The following is a 20,849-nucleotide window of genomic DNA, read 5'->3' on the forward strand; positions in this document are numbered from 1 at the left end:
ACAAAAAAACGCCAGCGAATGCTGGCGTTTTTTTATGCCCGGCATTCAAGCGCCGAACATGTTCGATTTCAAAGATCCAAACGTTTGCGCAGTGCCTGGACATAGTTCTGCCATTCAACCAACACCTCGGCCTGCATCGGCGCAGCACTAAGCAACCATTGCTGCATCGCCTCGGCAAAAGATTGCAAGGTATTAGGGGCACCCCACTCCGACTCGGACAAGCGTTGCCGGCAAAAGATTTTCCAGCGTTCTTGCTCTTCGAAACTCAACGTATCGGGAAAGTTACGTGCTCGATATCGAAACAACAATTCAGGCAAACGTTCGTCATCGAACGGCCATTGCTCTCGCGCCAATTGAGCAGGATCGGTCGCTCTCACTTGCTCACATAAACGACGATCACGGTCACCGATAAATCCGTCGTACAACTGCTGTTCGGGATCGTCACTCGAGGTGAAATCTTCGCTGGCATAAATCGCCGAGACTTTATCTTTCCAAACTTGTTGTGCGTCACTTAGTCGCAACGCACGCGCCTGATACAACGCCATGTCCAGACCCAGACGCTGTTGATCGTTCGCACGCAACACCGACAATGGCGCCACCACCGGGCACTTGTTGATGTGGATGAGTTTGAGCGGTACCGGCAACTCGCCTTCGGCCAGGTCGTCACGCCGGGTGTACAGGCGCTGACGTAATGTTTCGGCATCCAGGTCGAGCAGACCCTGCGGATCCAGGTGCAGATCACAAACGATCAACGCGTTCTTGTTGCGCGGATGCCAGGCCAGCGGCAGCACCACGCCGACATAACTGCGCGCAGCGGAGAAACGACCGGAGATGTGCACCATCGGTTGCAACAGACGAATCTGGTCCATGACCTTCTGTTTGCTGCGCAACTGGAACAGCCAGTCATACAACTTCGGCTGCTTCTCGCGAATCAACCGGGCGAGGGCAATCGTGGCGCGCACGTCCGACAAGGCTTCGTGGGCATTGCCGTGATCGATGCCATTGGCGGCGGTGAGGCGTTCCAGCTTGAGCGTCACCCTGCCTTCGTCGTCGGTCGGCCACACCAGCCCGTCCGGGCGCAATGCGTAGGCGGCACGCACCACATCGATCAGATCCCAACGGCTGTTGCCGCCCTGCCATTCACGGGCATAGGGATCGAAAAAGTTGCGGTACAGGCTGTAGCGGGTCATCTCGTCGTCGAAGCGCAAGGTGTTGTATCCCGCACCGCAAGTGCCAGGAGCTGCGAGTTGGGCATGGACCCGGGTCATGAAGTCGGCTTCGCTCAAGCCTTGCTCGGCGAGGCGGCTCGGAGTGATGCCGGTGATCGCGCATGCCGCCGGATGCGGCAGGATGTCTTCGCTGGGCTGACAGTAGAGATTGACCGGCGCGTCGATTTCGTTGAGTTCGTGATCGGTGCGGATCCCGGCCACCTGCAAGGGGCGATCGCATCGGGGATTGATGCCGGTGGTTTCGTAGTCGTACCAGAAAATGGAAGTCACGGGCGGTTCCTGAACTGAAGATCGGCAAAGTCTAGGCGTTCAAGCGTCGTCGCGGCCAGCACCGCATCATTCAGTCACCTTTGGTTGAAGAATGTGTATGACATAGTTATGTCGTTTCCCCCCGAGAGGCTGCTAGCATCGGACGCACTTGCATCCCGATCCGGCAACATCAGGTAGCCCATGCTCGAGACCACAGCACCGCGAAGGAAAGCATCGCTGGCCCCGCCACTGGACACGCGGCACAAGGTCGAAACGCCGGAAGGCATCGACCTGCCGCTGCGCCCCGCCGGCCTGATGGTGCGCGCCGTGGCGTTCACCATCGATCTGGGGTTGCGCGGGCTGATCCTGGGACTGCTTTTCATGTTACTGGCGCTGCTCGGCAAACTCGGCATGGGCCTCGGATCACTGTTGCTGTTCGGGGTGAGCTGGTGGTACATGGTGCTGTTTGAAGTGCTGCGTCAGGGCCGCTCGCCGGGCAAGCAATGGATGGGCCTGCGGGTAGTGCACGACGATGGCACGCCGATCGGCTGGTCAGCCTCCCTGTTGCGCAACCTGCTGCGTTTTGTCGACCTGATGCCCTTCGGCTATTTCCTCGGGGCGATCAGTTGCCTGCAACACCCGACTTTCAAACGCCTGGGCGACATCGCTGCCGGCACGCTGGTGATCTACAGCGAACGCTCGCTCCAGCGCCCGCAGTTGCCCGATGCCGAACCCCGCCGCTCGCCGATTCCGCTGACCCTGACTGAACAACGCGCCCTGCTCGCTTTCGCCGAACGCCAGGCGGAACTATCGACGGCGCGAGTCAATGAACTTGCTGCATTGCTCGCTCAACCGCTGCACATCAGCGCGCCGAAAGCCGTTGGCGAACTTAACGGCATCGCTCGCGGCCTGTTGGGTCCGACATGAAGCAAAGCCTTTTCGAAACCCGCCACAAGGCCGAATGGGAGCGTTTCACCCTCGCCCTCGAACGTCTCGAACGAGGCATGGACACGTCGCAGGTCGCAGAATTTCCCAAGGCCTATCGCCGAATCTGCCAGCATCTGGCGCTGGCGCAGGAACGTGGTTACAGCAGTTTTCTCGTCGACTCATTGCAACAGCAAGTGCTGCGCGGCCATCAACAGCTTTACCGTCATCGCCGGCAAACTGGTTCCAGCCTGCTGAGCTTCATCTTCGCCGGGTTCCCCCGGCTGGTTCGCGCGCAATGGCCTTTCGTGTTGGTGGCCGGGCTGCTGTTCCTCGGCAGCCTGGCCGGTTTCGGGGTACTGGTGTATCTGAATCCCGAATTGATCTACAACCTTATCCCCGCCGAGCAGGTGCGCGAGATGCAAGGCATGTACGATCCGGTCGCCGGCCACCTCGGGCGCTCGGCCGAGCGCGCCGCCAGTGAAAACTGGGTGATGTTCGGCTACTACATCATGCACAACATCGGCATCGCCTTTCAGACCTTTGCCAGCGGTTTGCTGCTGGGCCTGGGCAGCGCGTTCTTCCTGTTCTACAACGGTCTGACTATCGGCGCGGTGGCCGGGCATCTCACCGAGATCGGCTTTGGCCAGACTTTCTGGCCGTTCGTGATCGGCCACGGCGCATTTGAACTCAGCGCGATTGTCCTGGCCGGTGCAGCGGGGTTGAAACTGGGTTGGGCGCTGATAGCACCGGGACGCCTGACGCGCGGCGAGGCCTTGAGACATTCGGCGCGCCAGAGCGTACTGCTGATCTGTGGGGTCATGCTGTTTCTGTTGATCGCCGCGTTTATCGAGGCGTATTGGTCGTCACGCATCGGGGTTTCGCCGCAGACCAAATACCTGGTCGGCGCCGGGCTCTGGCTCGGCGTGGCGATCTATCTGCTGTTCGCCGGAAGGACCCGCCATGCGCCTGAGTGACGCAACTGTGGCAATCCGTCCGCGCACCACCTGGGAAGCCATGGATCTGGGCGTGCTCATGAGCCAGCAACATCGGCGCCTGCTGATGACCAGCTGGGCCATCGTCACCCTGCCGCTGTTTGCGATGCTCAGCCTGCTGTTGTGGGATTCACCGTCGCTGGCCGTGTTCATCTTCTGGTGGCTGAAACCGGCGTACGAACGCTTGCCGTTGTACATCCTCTCCAAGGCGCTGTTCGGCGAAACACCCACCTTTAAACAGGCCTTGCGCCAATGGCCGCGTCTGCTCAAACCACAATTGCTCGCCAGTCTGACCTGGCGCCGCTTCAGCCTCAGTCGCAGCTTCCTGCTGCCCGTGCTGCAACTCGAAGGCCTCGACGGTAACGCCCGCCAGCAGCGTTTGCAGGTGCTGTTGCAACGCAACGCCGGCGCCGCGCAGTGGCTGACAATCATCGGTGTGCATCTGGAAACGGCGCTGTGGATCGGCCTGATGGTGTTGTTCTACCTGCTACTGCCGCAACAGGTCGAAACCGATTGGGACTGGCAAAGCCTGATCTTCGCGCCCGACTACGAATGGCGCTGGCTGGAGCATCTGACCAATGCGTTCTATGCGCTGATCCTGGTGATCTGGGAACCGATCTACGTCGCCTGCGGTTTCAGTCTTTACCTGAACCGCCGCACCGTCCTCGAAGCCTGGGACATCGAACTGGTGTTCCGCCGTTTGCGCCAGCGTTTGAACAGCAGCGTGATCGGCTTGCTGCTGGTGGTGTGCCTGCTGCTGCCGGGTGTGCCCTCGGCATGGGCCGCCGAACCTGACACCGCGCCGGATGCGCCCCGGCTCCTGAATCAGCCACTGACCAGTCAGACATCCCGTGACAGCATCAAGGCCTTGCTCGAACAACCGCCGTTCAAGAACAAGGAAACCGTCACCCGTTATCGCTTCGGCGACGATCCCGCTGCTGCCGAAAAAAACAAGGAAGGCGAAGCACCGCAATGGTTGAAAACCCTGCTCGACTGGCTGGACGGCCGACACCTCGAGGGCCTCGCCAAGGCGATCGAAGTCGTGCTGTGGGGCGCGCTGATCGCCGGAATTGGCTGGCTGGTCTGGCGCTATCGGGATTTTCTGCAAGGGTTCGTCGGCCGCCGTCCACGCTTGCCCAAACAGATCAAAAGGCCTTTGCCGCAACAGGCCTTCGGGCTGGATCTGCAAAAGGAAAGCCTGCCCGATGACATCGCCAGCCACGCGGAACAGCTCTGGCAAACCGAGCCGCGCGCAGCACTGGGCCTGCTGTACCGGGCACTGCTCAGTCATCTGTTGCACGACTTCAACCTGACCCTGAAACCTGCGGACACCGAAAACGAAGTGCTGGCCCGGATCGAACAGTTGCAGCGTCCCGACTTGCTCGCCTACAGCCGTCACCTCACTGGCCACTGGCAGAACATGGCCTACGGGCACCGCGTACCGGCGGCGCATCTGCAACAGCAATTGTGTGATGGCTGGCGGTCCCTGTTTGGCCAGGGAGTCGCCCGTTGAACCGGCGTGCGCTCTGGCTTTCGGGTGGCACGCTTATCGTCGCCCTGCTCGGTGCGCTGGGCATTTATCTGTACCTCATGGCCACGCCTTACCAGGCCGAAGTCGATCATGGCCCGTCCCCCGCCGCGCAAGCCAATCCTTATCTGGCGGCGGAGATGTTTCTGCGCGAACGCGGAATCGAGGTCACTCACGCCGAAAGCCTCGCCGTGTTGCCCGACATCGATCCGCGCCAGCACACACTGCTGATGTTCAATGACCGCTCGAAAATGACTCCGCGTCAGGTCGATCAGGCTCTGAACTGGGCCCGGGCCGGCGGAAGGCTGGTGTTCGTCGCCGAATCGATCTGGGATGAGAAGACCGGCCAGAGCAACGACCTGCTGCTCGACCGCGTGCAACTGCATCAATCCTTCACCAAGGATCTCGAGGGAACGCCACCGGATGCCGCCGAAGATCCATACCCCAATCTGACCAAGCTCTACCTGGAAGACGAAGACGCCCCGGCCTATGCCGGATTCGACACCGCGTTCCACCTCGACGACCCGAAAAACCTCGCCCAGGCCTGGGCCAACAGCGCGAAAGCCACGCACATGATGCAACTGGCTTTCGGCCTCGGCACGATCACCGTGGTCACCGATGCCGACCTGTGGAAAACCCCGGCGATTGCGCAACACGACAATGCCTGGCTGCTCTGGTACCTCAGCGCCGACACCGTCGTGACCTTGTTGTACAACACTGAACACGACAGTCTGCCGACCCTGCTCTGGCGCTATTTCCCACAAGCCATCGTCGCCCTGCTCGCGCTGATCGGTCTGTGGCTGTGGCATGTCGGCGTGCGTCACGGCCCGGTGCAGGCGCCCGCCCCGCGCAGTCGTCGGCAGTTGATGGAACACCTGCGCGCCAGTGCCGGTTTCAACCTGCGTCACAACGGACAACAGACCTTGCTGCAAGCGTTGCAGCAGGACGTCCTGCGCCGCGCCCGTCACCGTCATCCCGGTTTCGATCAACTGAATGTCGCCGAACAATGGCTGGTGCTGTCGCGTCTGACCCGCCAGCCGACCCGTGCCATCAGCCAGGCCCTGAGCCCGGCACCGAAGCGGCGCATGTCCGACGCCGAATTCTGCCGTCAGGTCGCCCACCTGCAAGCCTTGAGGAACACGCTATGACCGAACACATAGAACCCGGCTCGCCCGGCCACGCGGCCCAGCAACGCCAGCGAGCCAGTCAGTTGGCCCAAGCAGTGCGCGGCGAATTGCAGAAAGCGCTGATCGGCCAGAACCCGGTGATCGACGACGTGCTGACCGCACTGATCGCCGGTGGCCACGTGCTGCTCGAAGGCGTTCCCGGTCTCGGCAAAACCTTGTTGGTACGCGCCTTGGCAAAGTGCTTTGGCGGCGAGTTTGCGCGCATCCAGTTCACCCCGGACCTGATGCCCAGCGACGTCACCGGCCACGCGGTCTACGACCTGCAGACCGAGCAGTTCAAACTGCGCAAAGGCCCGTTGTTCACCCACCTGCTGCTGGCCGACGAGATCAACCGCGCCCCGGCCAAGACGCAAGCCGCCCTGCTCGAAGCGATGCAGGAACGTCAGGTCACCCTCGAAGGTCGCGCCCTGCCGATAGCCCAGCCGTTCATGGTGCTCGCCACGCAAAACCCGATCGAACAGGAAGGCACTTACCCGCTGCCCGAGGCCGAGCTCGACCGTTTCATGCTCAAGGTGCGCATGGATTACCCCGACGCCGATCAGGAGCTGGACATGGTGCGGCAGGTCAGCCGCTCGACCCGCGCCGACATGCTCGACGTGCAGCCGCTGCGCACCGTGTTGCAGGCCAAGGACGTGCAAGCCCTGCAACGCATCGCCAGTGATTTGCCGCTGGACGATCAAGTGCTCGATTACGCCGTGCGCCTGGCGCGCAGCACCCGTACCTGGCCGGGGCTGACCCTCGGTGCCGGACCTCGCGCCTCCATTGCACTGGTGCGCTGCGCCCGCGCCCGGGCCTTGTTGCGCGGTGGCGAATTCGTGATCCCGGACGACATCAAGGGCTGCGCGCTGGTGGTGCTGCGTCACCGGGTGCGCCTCGCACCGGAACTGGACATCGAAGGACTGCAAGTTGATCAAGTCCTTCAGCAACTGCTTGACCAAGTACCGGCGCCGCGCCTGTGAAACCCTCGCGTCGTTTGTTGATCTGGCTGGCAATTCTGCTGGCCATCGGCATTGTCCTGGGCGCGTTACAGGCGCTGGATGTGGAAGTGCCATCGAGCCTGTTGTCGATCAACTGGGGTTTGCTGCTGGCGCTGTTCGCGCTGAGCCTGCTGGACGCGCTGCGCCTCAGGCGCCTGCCCTCGCCCCGCGTGCAACGACAGATGCCCGGCAGCTTGGCATTAGGTCGCTGGAGCGAAGTGCGGCTGGAGGTAGAACATGATTTCGACCAACCACTGGCCATTCAGATCTTCGATCACGTACCCGATGGCCTGAGTTTCGAAAACCTGCCACTCGACACCGAGCTGCAACCGGGCCAGAGCAGCCTGATCGGCTATCGCCTGCGCCCGCTCAAACGCGGCCACTTCACCTTCGACACCTGCGAGCTCAACCTGCCGAGCCCCTTGGGTTTGTGGTCCGGCAAACGCCTGCTGAACATCACCGACCACACCCGCGTCTACCCCGACTTCGCCCGCCTCTACGGCGGCCAGTTACTGGCGGTCGACAACTGGCTCAGCCAGCTCGGCATACGCCAGCGCCAACGCCGTGGGCAGGGGATGGAATTCCATCAACTGCGGGAATTTCGCGAAGGCGACAGCCTGCGCCAGATCGACTGGAAAGCCACCGCCCGCCACCGCACGCCGATTGCCCGAGAGTACGAGGACGAACGGGATCAGCAGATTGTTTTCATGCTTGATTGCGGGCGGAACATGCGCAGTCAGGATGGGGAGCTGTCGCATTTCGATCATGCGTTGAATGCGTGTCTGTTGTTGAGTTATGTGGCGTTAAGGCATGGGGATGCGGTGGGGTTGATGACATTTGCCAGTGATCAGCCACGGTTTATTGCACCGGTCAAAGGAGCAGGACAGCTCAAGGCACTGCTAAACAGTGTTTATGATCTGGATAGCACGCAACGCACGGCCGATTACCCGGCAGCGGTGAACCGGTTACTGGCCAGACAGACGCGCCGGGCGCTGGTGGTATTGATGAGCAACCTTCGCGAAGAGGATGATGAGGGGGTACTGAGCGCCGTTAAACTCTTGAGCCAACATCATCCTGTTCTTTTAGTGAGTCTGCGCGAAATGGCTCCTGACCTTTTGCGCCGTTCATCAGTACAAACTTTGCAAGAGGCATTGTCCTACTGCGGTGCGGTTGATTACTTGAACACACGAGCCAACATCCAGGAACGACTCAGCACTCATGGATGCCCGGTGTTGGATACGCGTGCAGAAAAGTTGAATCATGAGCTTGTCACTCGGTATCTGGCCTGGAAGAAATCAGGCGTGCTGCAATGATCATGTATCTCCACTCCATTTCCTCAAATATTGGCATTCGGAACAACGAGCAAAGTCATGCCCTTGGACACGGTGAAATTAGGGCCATGAACGTGGGCCCAAATATATAAAGGTGGGCGTTCAAACATTTCTTGAGTAGCAAGCACACACGTTGACGTCCTGCCCAAGGCATTCGAGTAGCTCACATCATCCCCATAGTGACGATACTCCCAATCAACTTTTACCCCTTCCATGGGTTCCTGAGTAAGCGAAGACTGCAAGAGTGCTCGGACTTCTAAAGACTTTCCGACGGGCACTTCGTACTTATCAACTTCCAGCTTAATGACTGCAAGTAGCTGATCCTTGACTACGATACGCTGGATCTTGGGACTGGAAGAGTCTCCCGCCAGAGAGACTTCCAAATCATGCTCGCCAATGTCAGTTACCGTGAAAACAGATGATGCGATGCCATTTTTGTCTGAAGTGGAGTCAGGCAACGGCCTTCCTGCGTAGGTCCAATTCAGAGTGACTCCCGGCACAGGTCGACCGCTGGGGAAGCCAGCACCAAGGCCTGAGCATTGACTTCATATCCAACATAAGTCACAGGTCGATCGCACCTGAGCGAGTCGATAAGCACGTCCTCTATTTTTCCCGGTACCAACGGTGAAGGCGGCATCCCCTGATACAAAGGCATCTCAAAATGCAGTTCAAACGGTGCACCGGATGTCTTGTGAGCAGAAATATGCCAAGTCAGTTCGATAAGCCCTTCCTTCATTTCCACTAGTTGCCCAAAAGGCGGATCACACTCCAACCCCAACGACTCCGCGTCCGGCTCACAACACAACTTCAAAGGGGACTCCGGATCGCCAATCAAATAGCTGTATTCAAACTCCAGCGTCAGATCGATGCACTCTCCCGCCATCAGATACAAATACAGGTCAGGCCATTTTACTTTTGTGCTATTCACGTAGGGTCTGAAATTCTGCAACCAGGTCTGAGAACTTACGGAAATATTAGACATTAGGCACCCCCTTGAACTCGATTTGTTTGACACTCCAACCGGCAATCCCGCCTGTCACAGTTGCACGAAGAACAGCTGTGTTGAAGGCAGGTAATCTGAACACAGTCTCAGCCTCCCCTTTGTCGTCAGTCGTCGTCGGCGGGATGGAAAGATCAAGGAACTTCCATTCAACTTGGACGCCTTTCAAACGCCTGCCGCTGCTGGCCGACACCAAAATGATGTGTGCTGTGACCCTCGTCCCCGGTGTTCCCTCCGTTACATCGGAGAACAAGGCTTCAATCCGGCGAGGTTCATTCATGAAGTATTGGAAATCGACATACGCCGAGTCAGTGCCGCCCGCCACCGACGCACGAACTGCACCCGGGCCGGCAAAGTCGGGGACGAAGCTGATTCGCGTCATGCCCCGATGATTAGTGGTCGTAAACATCGCCTCATGTTCTGGCCGCTCCCACTTGACCCGCATGTTTGCCATCGACTTTCCGGTCAACGCACTCGTCAACTTGACTTCGCAAACAACCGGTTCCCCCCAATTGACAGTCTGAAACACACCGGCACTCGCATTGATGTGCGCAGCAATGGCTTGACTACCCAATGACATAGGTTGAGGAGGAGACAGTTCCAGCAAACGACTGGCGGCCAATCGAACGGCCATGCTGCCGTCCTTGATATCGCCGGCATTGAACGAGCATGTCAGTTCCTCACCCGTCCAATCCCGGAACTCACCCAACACCTCGCTGAATTCAAGCCCGAGCTCGCTCGGCACAGGATGATCCAGGCCGACAGCCAGCTGTTGATTGCGCAAGGGATGGGTATCGTCGGCCTGCAGATGAAAGCTGAACGGCTCAGCACGTCTGGGGAACAAAGCACGTTGCCCCCAAAGACCATCGAATGACTCGGTGACCAGCCGCAGACTTTTCCAGGGATCGTCCGGCAAGGTCTTGAGTTCGAAATGCTGCTCGGCCGTTGTCTGATCGTACAGATTGAGAGCGGTCGCGCTTACGGTACTGATACCCGCGCTTTGCGGCTTTGCGTCATACGTTGACCAGCCATCCGAATCTGTCAGGGCATTGACCGGATCTGCACTTTCCACATGCCATGCAATCGACGAAGACTCAACCGGCCGATCAGCAAATGCCGAGTAGAACTGTGCTTGCACTCGCGCACGCTGCCCCTTGCTCAAAACCGGATCAATCGCCGGCCCGAGAGCGGCCACCGATTTGATTTTATTGTGACCCAGCTTCAATTGAGTCTGCGCCGTCAGAGGCTCATCACCGACCATGACGGTCTCGGTCAATGTCATCACTGCATTGGCCGAGCTATTGGAAAAATTCAGTTCCCTGCGTGCCCCCCCCGCCGTCATGACAAGATCGGTTGACAGCGGCGGATCGATCACCAGACCAGGTGGAATCGGTGAAATGGCGGAGTTCACCGTCAGTCCGTGCAACGCACTGACCCCGTTTGGCATAAGTGCGGATTTGTGGGTAGCCCAAAGGCAGGGGTAAAGCGTGTCTTTACCCGGCTCTGCCGAAACATGATCAAGCATCGCACGGGCCTCACTGGCAAGATCGGCGGCCAGCAGCCGCAATGCAAACTCGCGTTTTTCCGGCAAATGAGAACTGCTGAACGCCAGGGTCGAGAATCCACTCTTGTCCGAGCCTGAAACAATGTCCCACTCAAGGCCGGAAATGCTCAGCTCCCGGGCAACGCCGACCGCCGGACTCAGCTGGAATCCCGGCAAAGGGGGTGTATTTCCGTTCCAGTTCAGAGCAATCGATTGACCGACAAAGCTGCTGCCCGCAACGGGATCAATCCGCAGCTTGTGCGGTCTGCCACGCCGGCAGACCATCCCCTGAATCAGCCGATCGACCGGTTTCCCGTCCAGAGAGACGTTGACCTGCCCTTCCCATGCGCTGGTGGGTAGAGCCTTGACGGCAAATGAACGCTCATCCACAGGAGCATCTTCATGGCGCTGAACCCGCGCGACGATTTCGTAATCTCCGGCCTCGGTCGGTGTGTGATCGACACTTCCCCAGCCATCTACACCCGTGAAAGATTTGACCGTACCGGCAGGGGTAACAAACTCGATTGCCACATTACCGACCGGTTGCCTGTCGCGTTTTTGTACTTTCACCATGCACGTGACGACATCGCGCTCGTCCACCACCGGTGATTTGTTCGGCCCCCAGATTTCGCCGATCTCGATTCTGTTGTGCGCCAGCGAAAGAGCATTGCCTGACGATACATGCTGCAAGCCTGTACAACCGAGAGCCCAATCAAACAGGCCATCTCGCTTGTCCTCGAAGTGCGTCGTCCAGAGGACCGTACCGTCAACAACAGGCGCAGGAGTACCGAAGCCCGGCTGAGCGGTTGCGCCCACATCCTCTTGAGAATCACCATTGGCCCAAATCAGGAAAAACCCGGCGGCGCTCAGAGGATGTCCCGCAGGCAAGTCCAGATTGACGAGGAAGCGCTCACCGCGCTCCGGATAGCGGGTTTTCGCCCCCCAGAGGGCCGGTGCTCCGCCATCGAAGCGAGCCTGCAAGGTTTTGAACGGATCAATAGCAAACGCCCAGACCCTGAATGTATGCGTCGCCTCGCCATTGTCGGACAGAAGACTGGCAACCGAGGCAGTGACCTGGCTCTCCCCCTCTTCGGTTGGTGTGTACTGGAAGGTCGCGCAACCTTGAGCATCGGTGTGTGCCCGGTGCAGAACCTTCCCCTCTTTACCTTCAACCCGCCAGACCACTTCTCTCGCTACCGGTGCCTGGGTGTAGAAGGATATGACCTGAACCCGCAGCTCCACCGATTGGTTGTACTCGATGACCGGGCACGTTTCGGCCTGCTTGAGTGCGCGCAACGCCAAGCGATGATGCCCCCAGTTAACCGACAGCGAATAAGGGGGCGCCGAGTATTTGCTATGAATTTTCGCGTTCAGTTCATAAGGTTCTTTACCTGACGGCTCCGGACAATCCAGCAACCAGTCCAGCTCGATGAGCTGGGGCTGCCCCAATTCGGGTTCAGCGGTAATGGCCTCCAGCGGGTTATCTTCAAACCACAGGCTGGCCTCGAGGTTTTTCCAGACACTCTGCGGATCAACCACAAAAGAAACCCTGTGGCGTTGGTCACCCGTTGCGCCCAGACAGATCGGCAAAACGCTCCCCGATTCGAAGCGCTTGCCATCATTGCTGACGGCCTCCAACGCCAGCGCCGGAAGATTCAGCTTTATCTCTATTCCGGTCAGACGGATTTCCACGGAGCTGGGTTCGCCCGCCGCCCTTCTCGGGCTGCTCAGATTGATCTCCAGCTCATCACCCGCCTGCAACCCCAGCCTGTCCGGCAATTCCTCCCGCACCTCAAGCAGATCAACCGCCAGAGGATCGGAAAATCCCGCCTTCGCCGGCAATTCGATTTCAAACTTTTCGTCACTGCCCCTTTTGTTGATCACCACCAGCCCGACCGAAGACGGATAAGTGTTTTCATAGAGAAAACGCAGGCTATAAAGGGCCTCCGCCTGCTGTTCGATCGGCACGAACAACCTTTGCCGAACCGCCGCACCGTGAGTCAGCGTCATGATCGAGACGATGTCTTCGCCCCATCGGTCGTCCCGGATACCGACGCCGCCCGGATTGGCCACATCGTCCCAGTGGTCATAGGCCTCAGTCATGTCGCCGTTCATCACGAAGTTGTGATCCGTTTCGATTTCTTTTGCGCTCATGATTGCGCTCCCTTGGCTTCGACCTTGAGCTCAGCCTCGTTCACCAGTTCCTGTACTTTTCTGGAAAACGCCAGATCCCCGACCTTGGCGGTGTAGAACACCTTGATCACGATATCGGTCAGCGACAGCAACATCGGCTGTTGCTTCTGGTGCCAGGGAAATACGATCTGCCAGCGCGAGACGGCGCCAGTGTTTTCGAATGGCATCGTCAAGCCTTCGTCACTTCTGAGGAAAGCCGAACCGGTATCGTCCAGTCCGGTGGACAGAGAAATCTGCTGCCCGCTGCTCAGATTGATCAGCACATCGGCAGGCGCAACGCCCTCACCGGAGTGCAGATACTCCAAAGACTCGTTCGACGGTTTCATGGCGATATAGCTGCCGACCTGTGACAACGTCGCCACCACATTTTCGTAGGGCCCCATGAGCACCGGCAGCGTGACCTCGACACGAATGATCTGGCGGCAGTAATGGTCGTGGTAATCACGATCGAACAGCAGTTGGCTCAGCTCGAAATCCAGAGCCCCCCTTGAGAGCAAGTGTTGCAGCGCATCAGCCCAGTTTTCATAACCCTTTTGCCGGGTCGCCGGATCGTTGAACAGTTGTTGTAGCGAAACGACCTTGAGGATCTCCTGGCGTCGCTCCCGTCGTTGCAAAAATTCCGACCGCATTCGCAACAGGCCGGCCTGTAAGGTAGCGCCAGCGGTCAAGCCGCGCCGCTGGTCTCGCCAGACATCAGTGTCCAGTTGATAGGCATCGAACTCGCAGGTTTCCGCGCGCAGGGCTGTCTGAGCACTCAGGCACAGAGCAACAGCAGCGTCGTACGCTTGAAAATGCAAGGTTTGCAGTTGCCCTATCAACCACTGATAAAGCTCCGAATTGGTCGCCCGTGTCTGCAGGAACTCGAACATTTTGAGCGTCTGGCTATTCGCGGCAAGGGTGTATTCCAGATTGATCCTTGCTGCGTTGATGGCCCGTTCCTGACCTGCAATCTGGGCACTGATCGCATTCTTTTCAGAAGTGGCCTGATTACGCAGCAGCCGCCATTCCTCTCGGCGGCGACGATAGATTTCGGAGACGGCTATTCTGTCTGCATTGGCGCGCAACGCGTCTGCATTGATTTGAATACCATTCCCCACGGCGCTTAACAGGAAACCTGGCTGATGGCCGCCATTGGCCATTCCGAAAATGTTGGGGAACGCATGGACGATCGCCGCCCCCGCGTAAAAAGCGCTGGCAAAAGTCGAGAGGATCGAAGCAGTTTCCATCTGCTTCATGACAGTGGACTCACTCGGAGAAATGTTTTTTTCGTACAGGTCGGCGAAATGCCGTTCGCGCTCCTCGGCCATGGTCCAGCTGTGTTGCAACGCCGTGAGAAGCTCGACCTCACGCGTGATGGATTCTTCCTGAGCCCGACGAGAGAAATCGCCCAACTCGGTCAAATGACGCTGCTGCAAGATTTCCTGCTGAACCCGATCATGCTGTTCAAGCAGGCGCTGCACTTCGTTTCCCAGCTCCTGTAAATGCTGCACCATCTGCAACGCTGCATCGAACAGTACGATCCAGCGATAGGCCGCCACCCGCAACTGTCCGCCCATCGGCCGCACGGGGCCGGCGTTACCAGCCGCCAGGCGGTTCAACAGGTCCTGTGGATCCATGGCAGTAAAGAGCGGGATGGACGCCAACTTGCCATCGATGGTCCGACCATTACGAATGTTGTCGATCCGCTGATCCGGCAGGTCAAAGAACGACAGCAGACGCGGGCTGACCGGTATCTTGAAAGAAGTCGTGCCGTAGACACCCAAATGCTGAGTGCGCAAAGCCCTGACCGGTAGATCCTCTTCTCGCAACTGCAATGTCGCTTCGAATTCCGCGAGGGTCGTTCGGCTCTGCATCTCCTTCACAAGATCGCCAAGCTCTCTGGCAACCCAGCGATTGACGCTGCGCGTATGCGGTCTCGCGCCCATCAGCGATCTGGCGCGGACATACTGCAGCTTGGCGGCCGTCAGACTGTCTCGTGTCATCTGGCGATAAAGCCAGTCGCCCCAGGCGATGAGATTGTTCACGTAGTCGAGGAATATCACGACCTGGTAATGCCAGGGCGATGAATAGGCAATGGCATCCGGATCCCCCGGTGAGAAGACCTCGTAGGCAACGTCGGGCTTTTTCGTGTTCAGAGGTCGGCAATGCCAATATTGCGGTCTTGCCGGGATATCACCTTCCTCCGGCTTCGCAGGTGCTTGAGGTTCGAATATGAAGTGCAGCCAGCGCTGTGCCTGTTCAAATCGGCTTTCATCTCGCAGCCGGGCGGCAATCAGATGCGGCAAGTGAAAAAACAGCTCCCAGAAAAACAGACCATTGGCGCCATCGAACGGCCCGTTCGGCTCGCTCTGGTTTTCAGGCAGAGGCGGCTCTTTCGGAAACTGTGTCGCCCAGTCAAGTAGCGCGCTGATCGAAACACTGGAACGCAGCACCAGTTCGTGACCGATCAACGTGTTGAGCCGGACGTATTTCAACTTGAGAACATTTGCCAACTGGTTGAAGGCCAGAAACTGCCCGCCCTTTTCATTGGTGTCATGGATATAAGGCAGCGGCCCGTGCTCTGCGAGGCTCGCAGGGACGGTAAGGACAAGGGTTCGCTCACCCGCGCTGGCCGAACCTGTCAGCGTCACGGTGATCGTGTTGCCATTGAACGCCGACCGCTTGATTTCCAGCCATTTCGTTGCCCATCCCCCTGAAGACGGGTACTTGTCAGTCAATGGCTGCGGGTCGCTACCGGTGGAGGACTTGACGGCAAGCGTGAAATCCATCGTTGTGCCATTGCCACGCGAGACCTGAGCACAATGCCCCTGAACCCAGAGCGAGTGCTCGGTAGCGCTGTTACGCACGATATAAGCCTTGATCCCCAGGGAATCGGCCAGCGTGCCGGGCTGACTGATCTGGCTGTCAACGGCCGGAAACAACTGTGGCCGCATTTTTTGCTGAAGCGTACGGCGCTCGACAAACAAGTGATTGGCCAGGTAATCCATGACCGCCGTCTCGTCCTTCACTTTGCGAAACAGCGAGTCACGGGTTTCATAGATAGCCACCGACAGCACTGACGCTGTCGTTGCCTGAGGCTGGACATTGGTCACGTGCACCGCCAGCCGGCCCTTGGGATACGAGGTATCGATCTCGTCGCGCAATATCACCGCGACCAGACGGCAACCCTTCGAAACGTCCTTGTCCGTCTGCAGCAGATGCAAGCGGATGGGGGGCGACCAGCTATCGTCCAGCGCGATGAACGCCACCATGACCTCCAGTTCATGAGGACTTTGCAGTTCACCCGCGTTATCGAAAACGCCTGGCCGCCATTGGACCCAGACCATGCACGGCCGGCCTTCCCAATAAACCATCCGACAGTCCAGCACAGTGTCATCGGTGGGCATGTCGGCCCGCTTCCATTCTTGCCATGCTGTCGGATTGACCGATGGCGAATCCACTGTGAGTTCGATATTCGCCGCACGCCAGAACCAGTCATAAGGCGCAACGCGTTGCCTGCCCACCAGGTAATAACGTGTGTTCAGCGGATTGGCACCGTCCAGGTAACCGGTCAAGACATTCAAATTGCAGGTTTCTTCAAAGCTGCGCAGGTAACGCTGTACGCCCATGAGTACCGAATCGTCGGTGATCGAGGTCTGGTTCAAATGACTCTCAAGCACTTTGAACAACTCGGTTTTGCGGATGCGTACATAAGGCGTGATGTAGTCCTCCGGGGTGCACAGCAGCAGCATGCTTGCTGACCACGGTCCGTAACTGCCGGCGATGCCCCACTCTTCCAGCAGGTCGGGATCGAACTCGCGTCCGTCGTATCCTGGTTCAAGCTTCTGAAACACCGCATGAATGTAGGCCTGCAGACAACTCACGGCCTCCGCCACCCAGGAGGTTTCAATCTCATCGCCGTCCAGCGGATCGGAGCGCAACCATTCCCAGAGGTCTTCTGCCGATTGGGTACTCATTGGAAACGGAAGCCCGGCTTTTTCATGCTTGGCGAGAAGGCAGAAATCGATCAACGCATTACGGCGCAGGGCCGAGAGTTCACCTGTCTGTTTATTGTTGTTCATCGCCGTCTCCCCTCACTGTTTGGGTTGCTTGCGAGATGCCGACACTCGCGGGAGCGCTGGAAAGGTCCGCGACAAAGTTCACATCGCGGAAAGTAGCGCTGGTCGAATTTTCAGCTGTCGCCCTGACCTTCACGGTAAGCGGCATGTCACTGGTGAATGTCACGTCGGTACGTCCCTGGTGATCAGTGACGGTTTTGATCTCGCCCTGAGGCAACGGATCGAGTTTCCAGGTCAACGATGCGCCTGCGACAGGGTTGTCCCAGTCGTCCTGGACGATGGCACGGTAAGTCACCTGCGTTCCGACCAGCACCGTACTGTCTGGCAGAGGGAAAGGGTTTTCGGCCTTCGCATGAAGAGTGGCCATATCCGGGCCGATCTCGATGCCGGGCGCGGCTGCATCTTCACCAAGGTCGAGGCGGAATGTCGGCGTGACGTTGCCCATCCGGCCATCCGGGAAAAACTTGACCGTCGCCGTGCCGTCGATACCGGTAGTGATCATTGACGGTTCGAACCGGCCCAGCGCAGTGGCGCAGTGAACATTGACGTTCACTCGGGCCTGACCTTCGCGGTTCTCTACGGTGACTGTGAATTCGGCGGATTCACCGGGCTTGTTGGCGATCAACCTCACAGGATCCGGCACAGTCGTCCAACGCACGACCACGTCCAGCCCCACAGCCATGACGTCGTTTGTATAGGTTGGTTCGGTCCTGATCGTCAGGCTGGCTCTGACGAGGTCCGCGACGTAGTCATAGTCAGGATATGGGCTGTCCGGTGGCAGCGTCCCCAGCTTGAGTAGCGTCCTGGCACTCTGTCCGGTTTTTTTGGCAAGCAAGCGCAGACGTGTCAGCACATCGAGGTGCTGTAACGTCACGACCAAACCTTTCGAGGGATTCACGTGAGCGGCGCAGGCGCGCACCTCATCCACACTCCAGTTGAACAGCTCTGCAAGCCACTTCGCGGCCCGTTCCTGAACCAGTTCAAGACCGTGGTGGCTCAGATCGGCGGGCAGCGCCAGCATCCGGCGCAGATAATCGACCAGCCTCGTTTCGGGCTGATCGATCATGCTCAGGGCACGTTTATAGACCGTAAGTTCATACAGTGTTGACAGATCGAACGCGTTGTCCTCAGGTGCACCCGACGCAATGAAATGAGTCAGAAACTCTCCACTGAGTTCCAGCATTGCGACCACGGCACTGCGTCTCGAAAACTCGGCCAACACCTGTAAAACGAGGTCGCTCGACGGGTTCTCCCGCTGCTGTTCAAGGCTGTCGTCGTTAGCCTCTTGCGGCAATCCGAGCACTTGAGCCAGTACGTAATGCACACTCCCGCCAGACCAGCCAAGCACCTGCAGCACCCGATCAGGCTTCAGACCGCTATACGACGCCAGCCCCTCCTGCACCACGCTGCCTTGACTGGCACGGCAACGCAGCACGACAGCCAGAATCAGCCCGACCAGACCGGTATCGATGCTGCCCGTCTCCGACAGCACGGCCCGCTCGATCACCTCCCGGGCATGGGCTTCAAAGGTCTGATCCGCTGACTCGACGAAATCACCAATCAGACCTCGCTCGTCGACCAATGGCGCCAGCGCCCGTAACCACCGCCGATCGTTCGACAAGGGCAGGACACCGGCCATTCTCAGTGCGTCCTCCGTCACAAGAGCCGCCGTAACCTGATGGCGCCACTGATCGAACAGCGTGAGTTGTCCGGCATCGGGTTGTGCCGGTGGCCAGACCATTGCGTGTTGTACCACCCAATGCACGGGCAGTTGCGCGACCCGAGCCCATCGCACGCAATCCATCAAGGCATGCATCACACTCAGCACATCCGGTTCTTCGGGTGATTTGCTGTCGTTGATCTGTGGCATGCCTGCCAACGCGTTCACCCATACCTGACCACCCATCACGTTCAACAACAAGACGCTTTCGATTGGAGTGATCCCCAGTAACCTTGGCAGCCTGACCATGCGATAAAAACCGGACACGATCGGCAGGCTGCACTTGAGCTGAGTCAGGCCGTGGGCGGCAGCAATCAGGTTGGCGAGGTAAAAATAGGTTTCCAGATCAATGCCCAGGCCACCGCACAACTGCTGGACCGTGAGCTGGTCGGCAGCGGACACCGGAATAATCGGGAACGCTCGATCATCCAGCACCAGGGGACGAAAACCGGGGGCTGCGCTGTTGAAGATTCGATCGAACTGAGCGCGCTCCGTGCCCCGCCCGAAAACGGAAAGCGACCCGATGAAAGCGGCGAAATCCTCTGCGGTGCATTCAAAGACTTCCCGCAGCTCCTGAAACAGGCCGAGCGCTCGCAAGGTATTCGATGTTATCCAATAGCGAGAAGGGGCCGGTGACGGGGTTTCAGCGAGCATCGCTGCAACAATGAGCCTGTCGGTCTGGTGGTGTTGCAGGTCCATCCAGGCGCTCAACCGCACGATTCGATTGATACGGTCAATCCGGTCAGGCGTCATCTGCTCGAAACGGTTCAGGCCGTCAATTTCCCGGTGTTGGATAGCAATGGGAGGATCCTTTGCCTCATGAATGAAAACAGCCCCATGGTCCTTGCCATTCACGGGACCCGCATGTTGACTCTGTGCGTTTTCAGACAGCCAGGGCAAAAATGCCTCGACGCAGAGCAAGGCCTCAAGGCTTGTGTTGTCGAGTTTCGTTCTTTCGTTGAAAAGCCCCACATTCGCCAGGTTTGGCCCCTCCACTGCCGCCAGGCCGAAGTACCGTGGGTAGAAATCTCCCGCCCCTCCTCCGCCCGAAAAATAGGCGGGTTCGATCAGCAAGGCACGCTGAGAAGAACTGGATCGCGAAGCCTGGATCAATGCCGCGTCAGACTGGCTGCTCCAGGGCGCAGAACGAAGAAAGTACGGATACTGCATATCGCACAGTCGCACCACGCTTCCCACCGATTCGTGATGCCCCTTCAGTACATGATCGAGGGTGACCCAAGGCCAGTGAAAGGGCAGCTCGCGGGGAAATGCCTTCTCGTTCAGCTCTTCGTCGAGATTCTGAGTGGCCCCCAGTGTGGCAGTGATGAAGCGCTCCATGATGTGGCTGATCACGTTCACTGACGACACTGTGCCATGGACGGCATTGAAATCGATCAACAGCTTTTCGAGATCCGTCCGCCGCTCCACCAGTGCAAAGCCCTTGCCATCGGTCACACCCAGCCGATGCATTGCCCAATGCAACAGAGCCGTGAGATACGCTGCCGGCGAATGAATGGCTTCAATGGCACCCGGCGGGCACAACGCATCGAAATTCGGATTGAACAACAAAGCGTAAGTAGGACCGTTATTGAGTCCCGCACGCGCGACAGGCGTGGCATCTTTCGTGGTCAACTGGTGTTCTATGAACTGCCGCAATACCACGCTCGAAAGCACATTGAGACGCTGCTGAAACATGCTGGCCTGGTGCCAGTCCAGGCCAAGGTCTTGCATCAACCCGTCAACGCCCTTGTTTGCCAGAACGGCGACCGATCCTCCAGCCGTGAAGAAACGTTTCAGGGCCGTGGTGGATGAACGCTTGGGTTTTCCGACCGCCTCAATGAACATCTGCTGAGCGATCTGGGCGGGAGAGCGGGTCATGTTGATGCTCCTGGCTTCGAAACGATTTCCGGTTATG

Annotated in this window: 12 protein-coding genes; 6 read left to right on the plus strand and 6 right to left on the minus strand. The window is 58.5% G+C overall.

What is annotated here, in order from left to right; genetic code table 11:
• Window positions 1-68: 68 nt before the first annotated feature.
• Window positions 69-1,499, minus strand: coding sequence for an exodeoxyribonuclease I (gene sbcB / locus I5961_RS22010; protein WP_227233336.1), 1,431 nt, complete (start codon window positions 1,497-1,499; stop codon window positions 69-71).
• 180 nt (window positions 1,500-1,679) lie between these two features.
• Between sbcB and I5961_RS22015 the strand changes: the two genes are divergently transcribed.
• The 6 genes from I5961_RS22015 to I5961_RS22040 are packed head-to-tail and all read left to right on the plus strand — an operon-like array spanning window position 1,680 to window position 8,402.
• A complete protein-coding gene (locus I5961_RS22015; protein WP_227233337.1) occupies window positions 1,680-2,405 on the plus strand; it encodes an RDD family protein in 726 nt (241 codons plus the stop codon).
• On the plus strand, window positions 2,402-3,379 hold the full coding sequence (locus I5961_RS22020; RefSeq protein ID WP_227233339.1) for a stage II sporulation protein M: 978 nt from the start codon (window positions 2,402-2,404) through the stop codon (window positions 3,377-3,379). Before I5961_RS22015 ends, I5961_RS22020 begins: the two co-directional genes overlap by 4 nt.
• Window positions 3,366-4,910, plus strand: a complete 1,545-nt coding sequence (locus I5961_RS22025) for a DUF4129 domain-containing protein (RefSeq protein ID WP_227233340.1) — start codon at window positions 3,366-3,368, stop codon at window positions 4,908-4,910. Before I5961_RS22020 ends, I5961_RS22025 begins: the two co-directional genes overlap by 14 nt.
• Window positions 4,907-6,073, plus strand: a complete 1,167-nt coding sequence (locus I5961_RS22030; protein WP_227233342.1) for a DUF4350 domain-containing protein — start codon at window positions 4,907-4,909, stop codon at window positions 6,071-6,073. Before I5961_RS22025 ends, I5961_RS22030 begins: the two co-directional genes overlap by 4 nt.
• Complete coding sequence (locus I5961_RS22035) at window positions 6,070-7,071, plus strand: AAA family ATPase (RefSeq protein ID WP_227233343.1); 1,002 nt, start codon at window positions 6,070-6,072, stop codon at window positions 7,069-7,071. Before I5961_RS22030 ends, I5961_RS22035 begins: the two co-directional genes overlap by 4 nt.
• Window positions 7,068-8,402, plus strand: coding sequence for a DUF58 domain-containing protein (locus I5961_RS22040; RefSeq protein WP_227233344.1), 1,335 nt, complete (start codon window positions 7,068-7,070; stop codon window positions 8,400-8,402). The genes I5961_RS22035 and I5961_RS22040 overlap by 4 nt, the downstream gene beginning before the upstream one ends.
• Before the next feature lie 23 nt (window positions 8,403-8,425).
• Here the strand turns inward: I5961_RS22040 and I5961_RS22045 are convergent, their stop codons facing one another.
• Genes I5961_RS22045 through I5961_RS22065 form a run of 5 tightly spaced genes read right to left on the minus strand, consistent with a single transcriptional unit; the run spans window position 8,426 to window position 20,812 of the window.
• On the minus strand, window positions 8,426-8,878 hold the full coding sequence (locus I5961_RS22045) for a hypothetical protein (RefSeq protein WP_227233346.1): 453 nt from the start codon (window positions 8,876-8,878) through the stop codon (window positions 8,426-8,428).
• Between the two features lie 23 nt (window positions 8,879-8,901).
• A complete protein-coding gene (locus I5961_RS22050; RefSeq protein ID WP_227233348.1) occupies window positions 8,902-9,402 on the minus strand; it encodes a hypothetical protein in 501 nt (166 codons plus the stop codon).
• Complete coding sequence (locus I5961_RS22055; protein ID WP_227233350.1) at window positions 9,395-13,117, minus strand: hypothetical protein; 3,723 nt, start codon at window positions 13,115-13,117, stop codon at window positions 9,395-9,397. Before I5961_RS22055 ends, I5961_RS22050 begins: the two co-directional genes overlap by 8 nt.
• Entirely contained in the window at window positions 13,114-17,217 is a 4,104-nt protein-coding gene (locus I5961_RS22060) for a neuraminidase-like domain-containing protein (RefSeq protein ID WP_227233351.1), read from the minus strand. The genes I5961_RS22055 and I5961_RS22060 overlap by 4 nt, the downstream gene beginning before the upstream one ends.
• Complete coding sequence (locus tag I5961_RS22065) at window positions 17,204-20,812, minus strand: Tc toxin subunit A (protein WP_227233353.1); 3,609 nt, start codon at window positions 20,810-20,812, stop codon at window positions 17,204-17,206. Before I5961_RS22065 ends, I5961_RS22060 begins: the two co-directional genes overlap by 14 nt.
• Between the last annotated feature and the right edge of the window lie 37 nt (window positions 20,813-20,849).

The sequence above is a fragment of the Pseudomonas sp. IAC-BECa141 genome, from assembly GCF_020544405.1.
In the GTDB taxonomy this organism is placed as follows: domain Bacteria; phylum Pseudomonadota; class Gammaproteobacteria; order Pseudomonadales; family Pseudomonadaceae; genus Aquipseudomonas.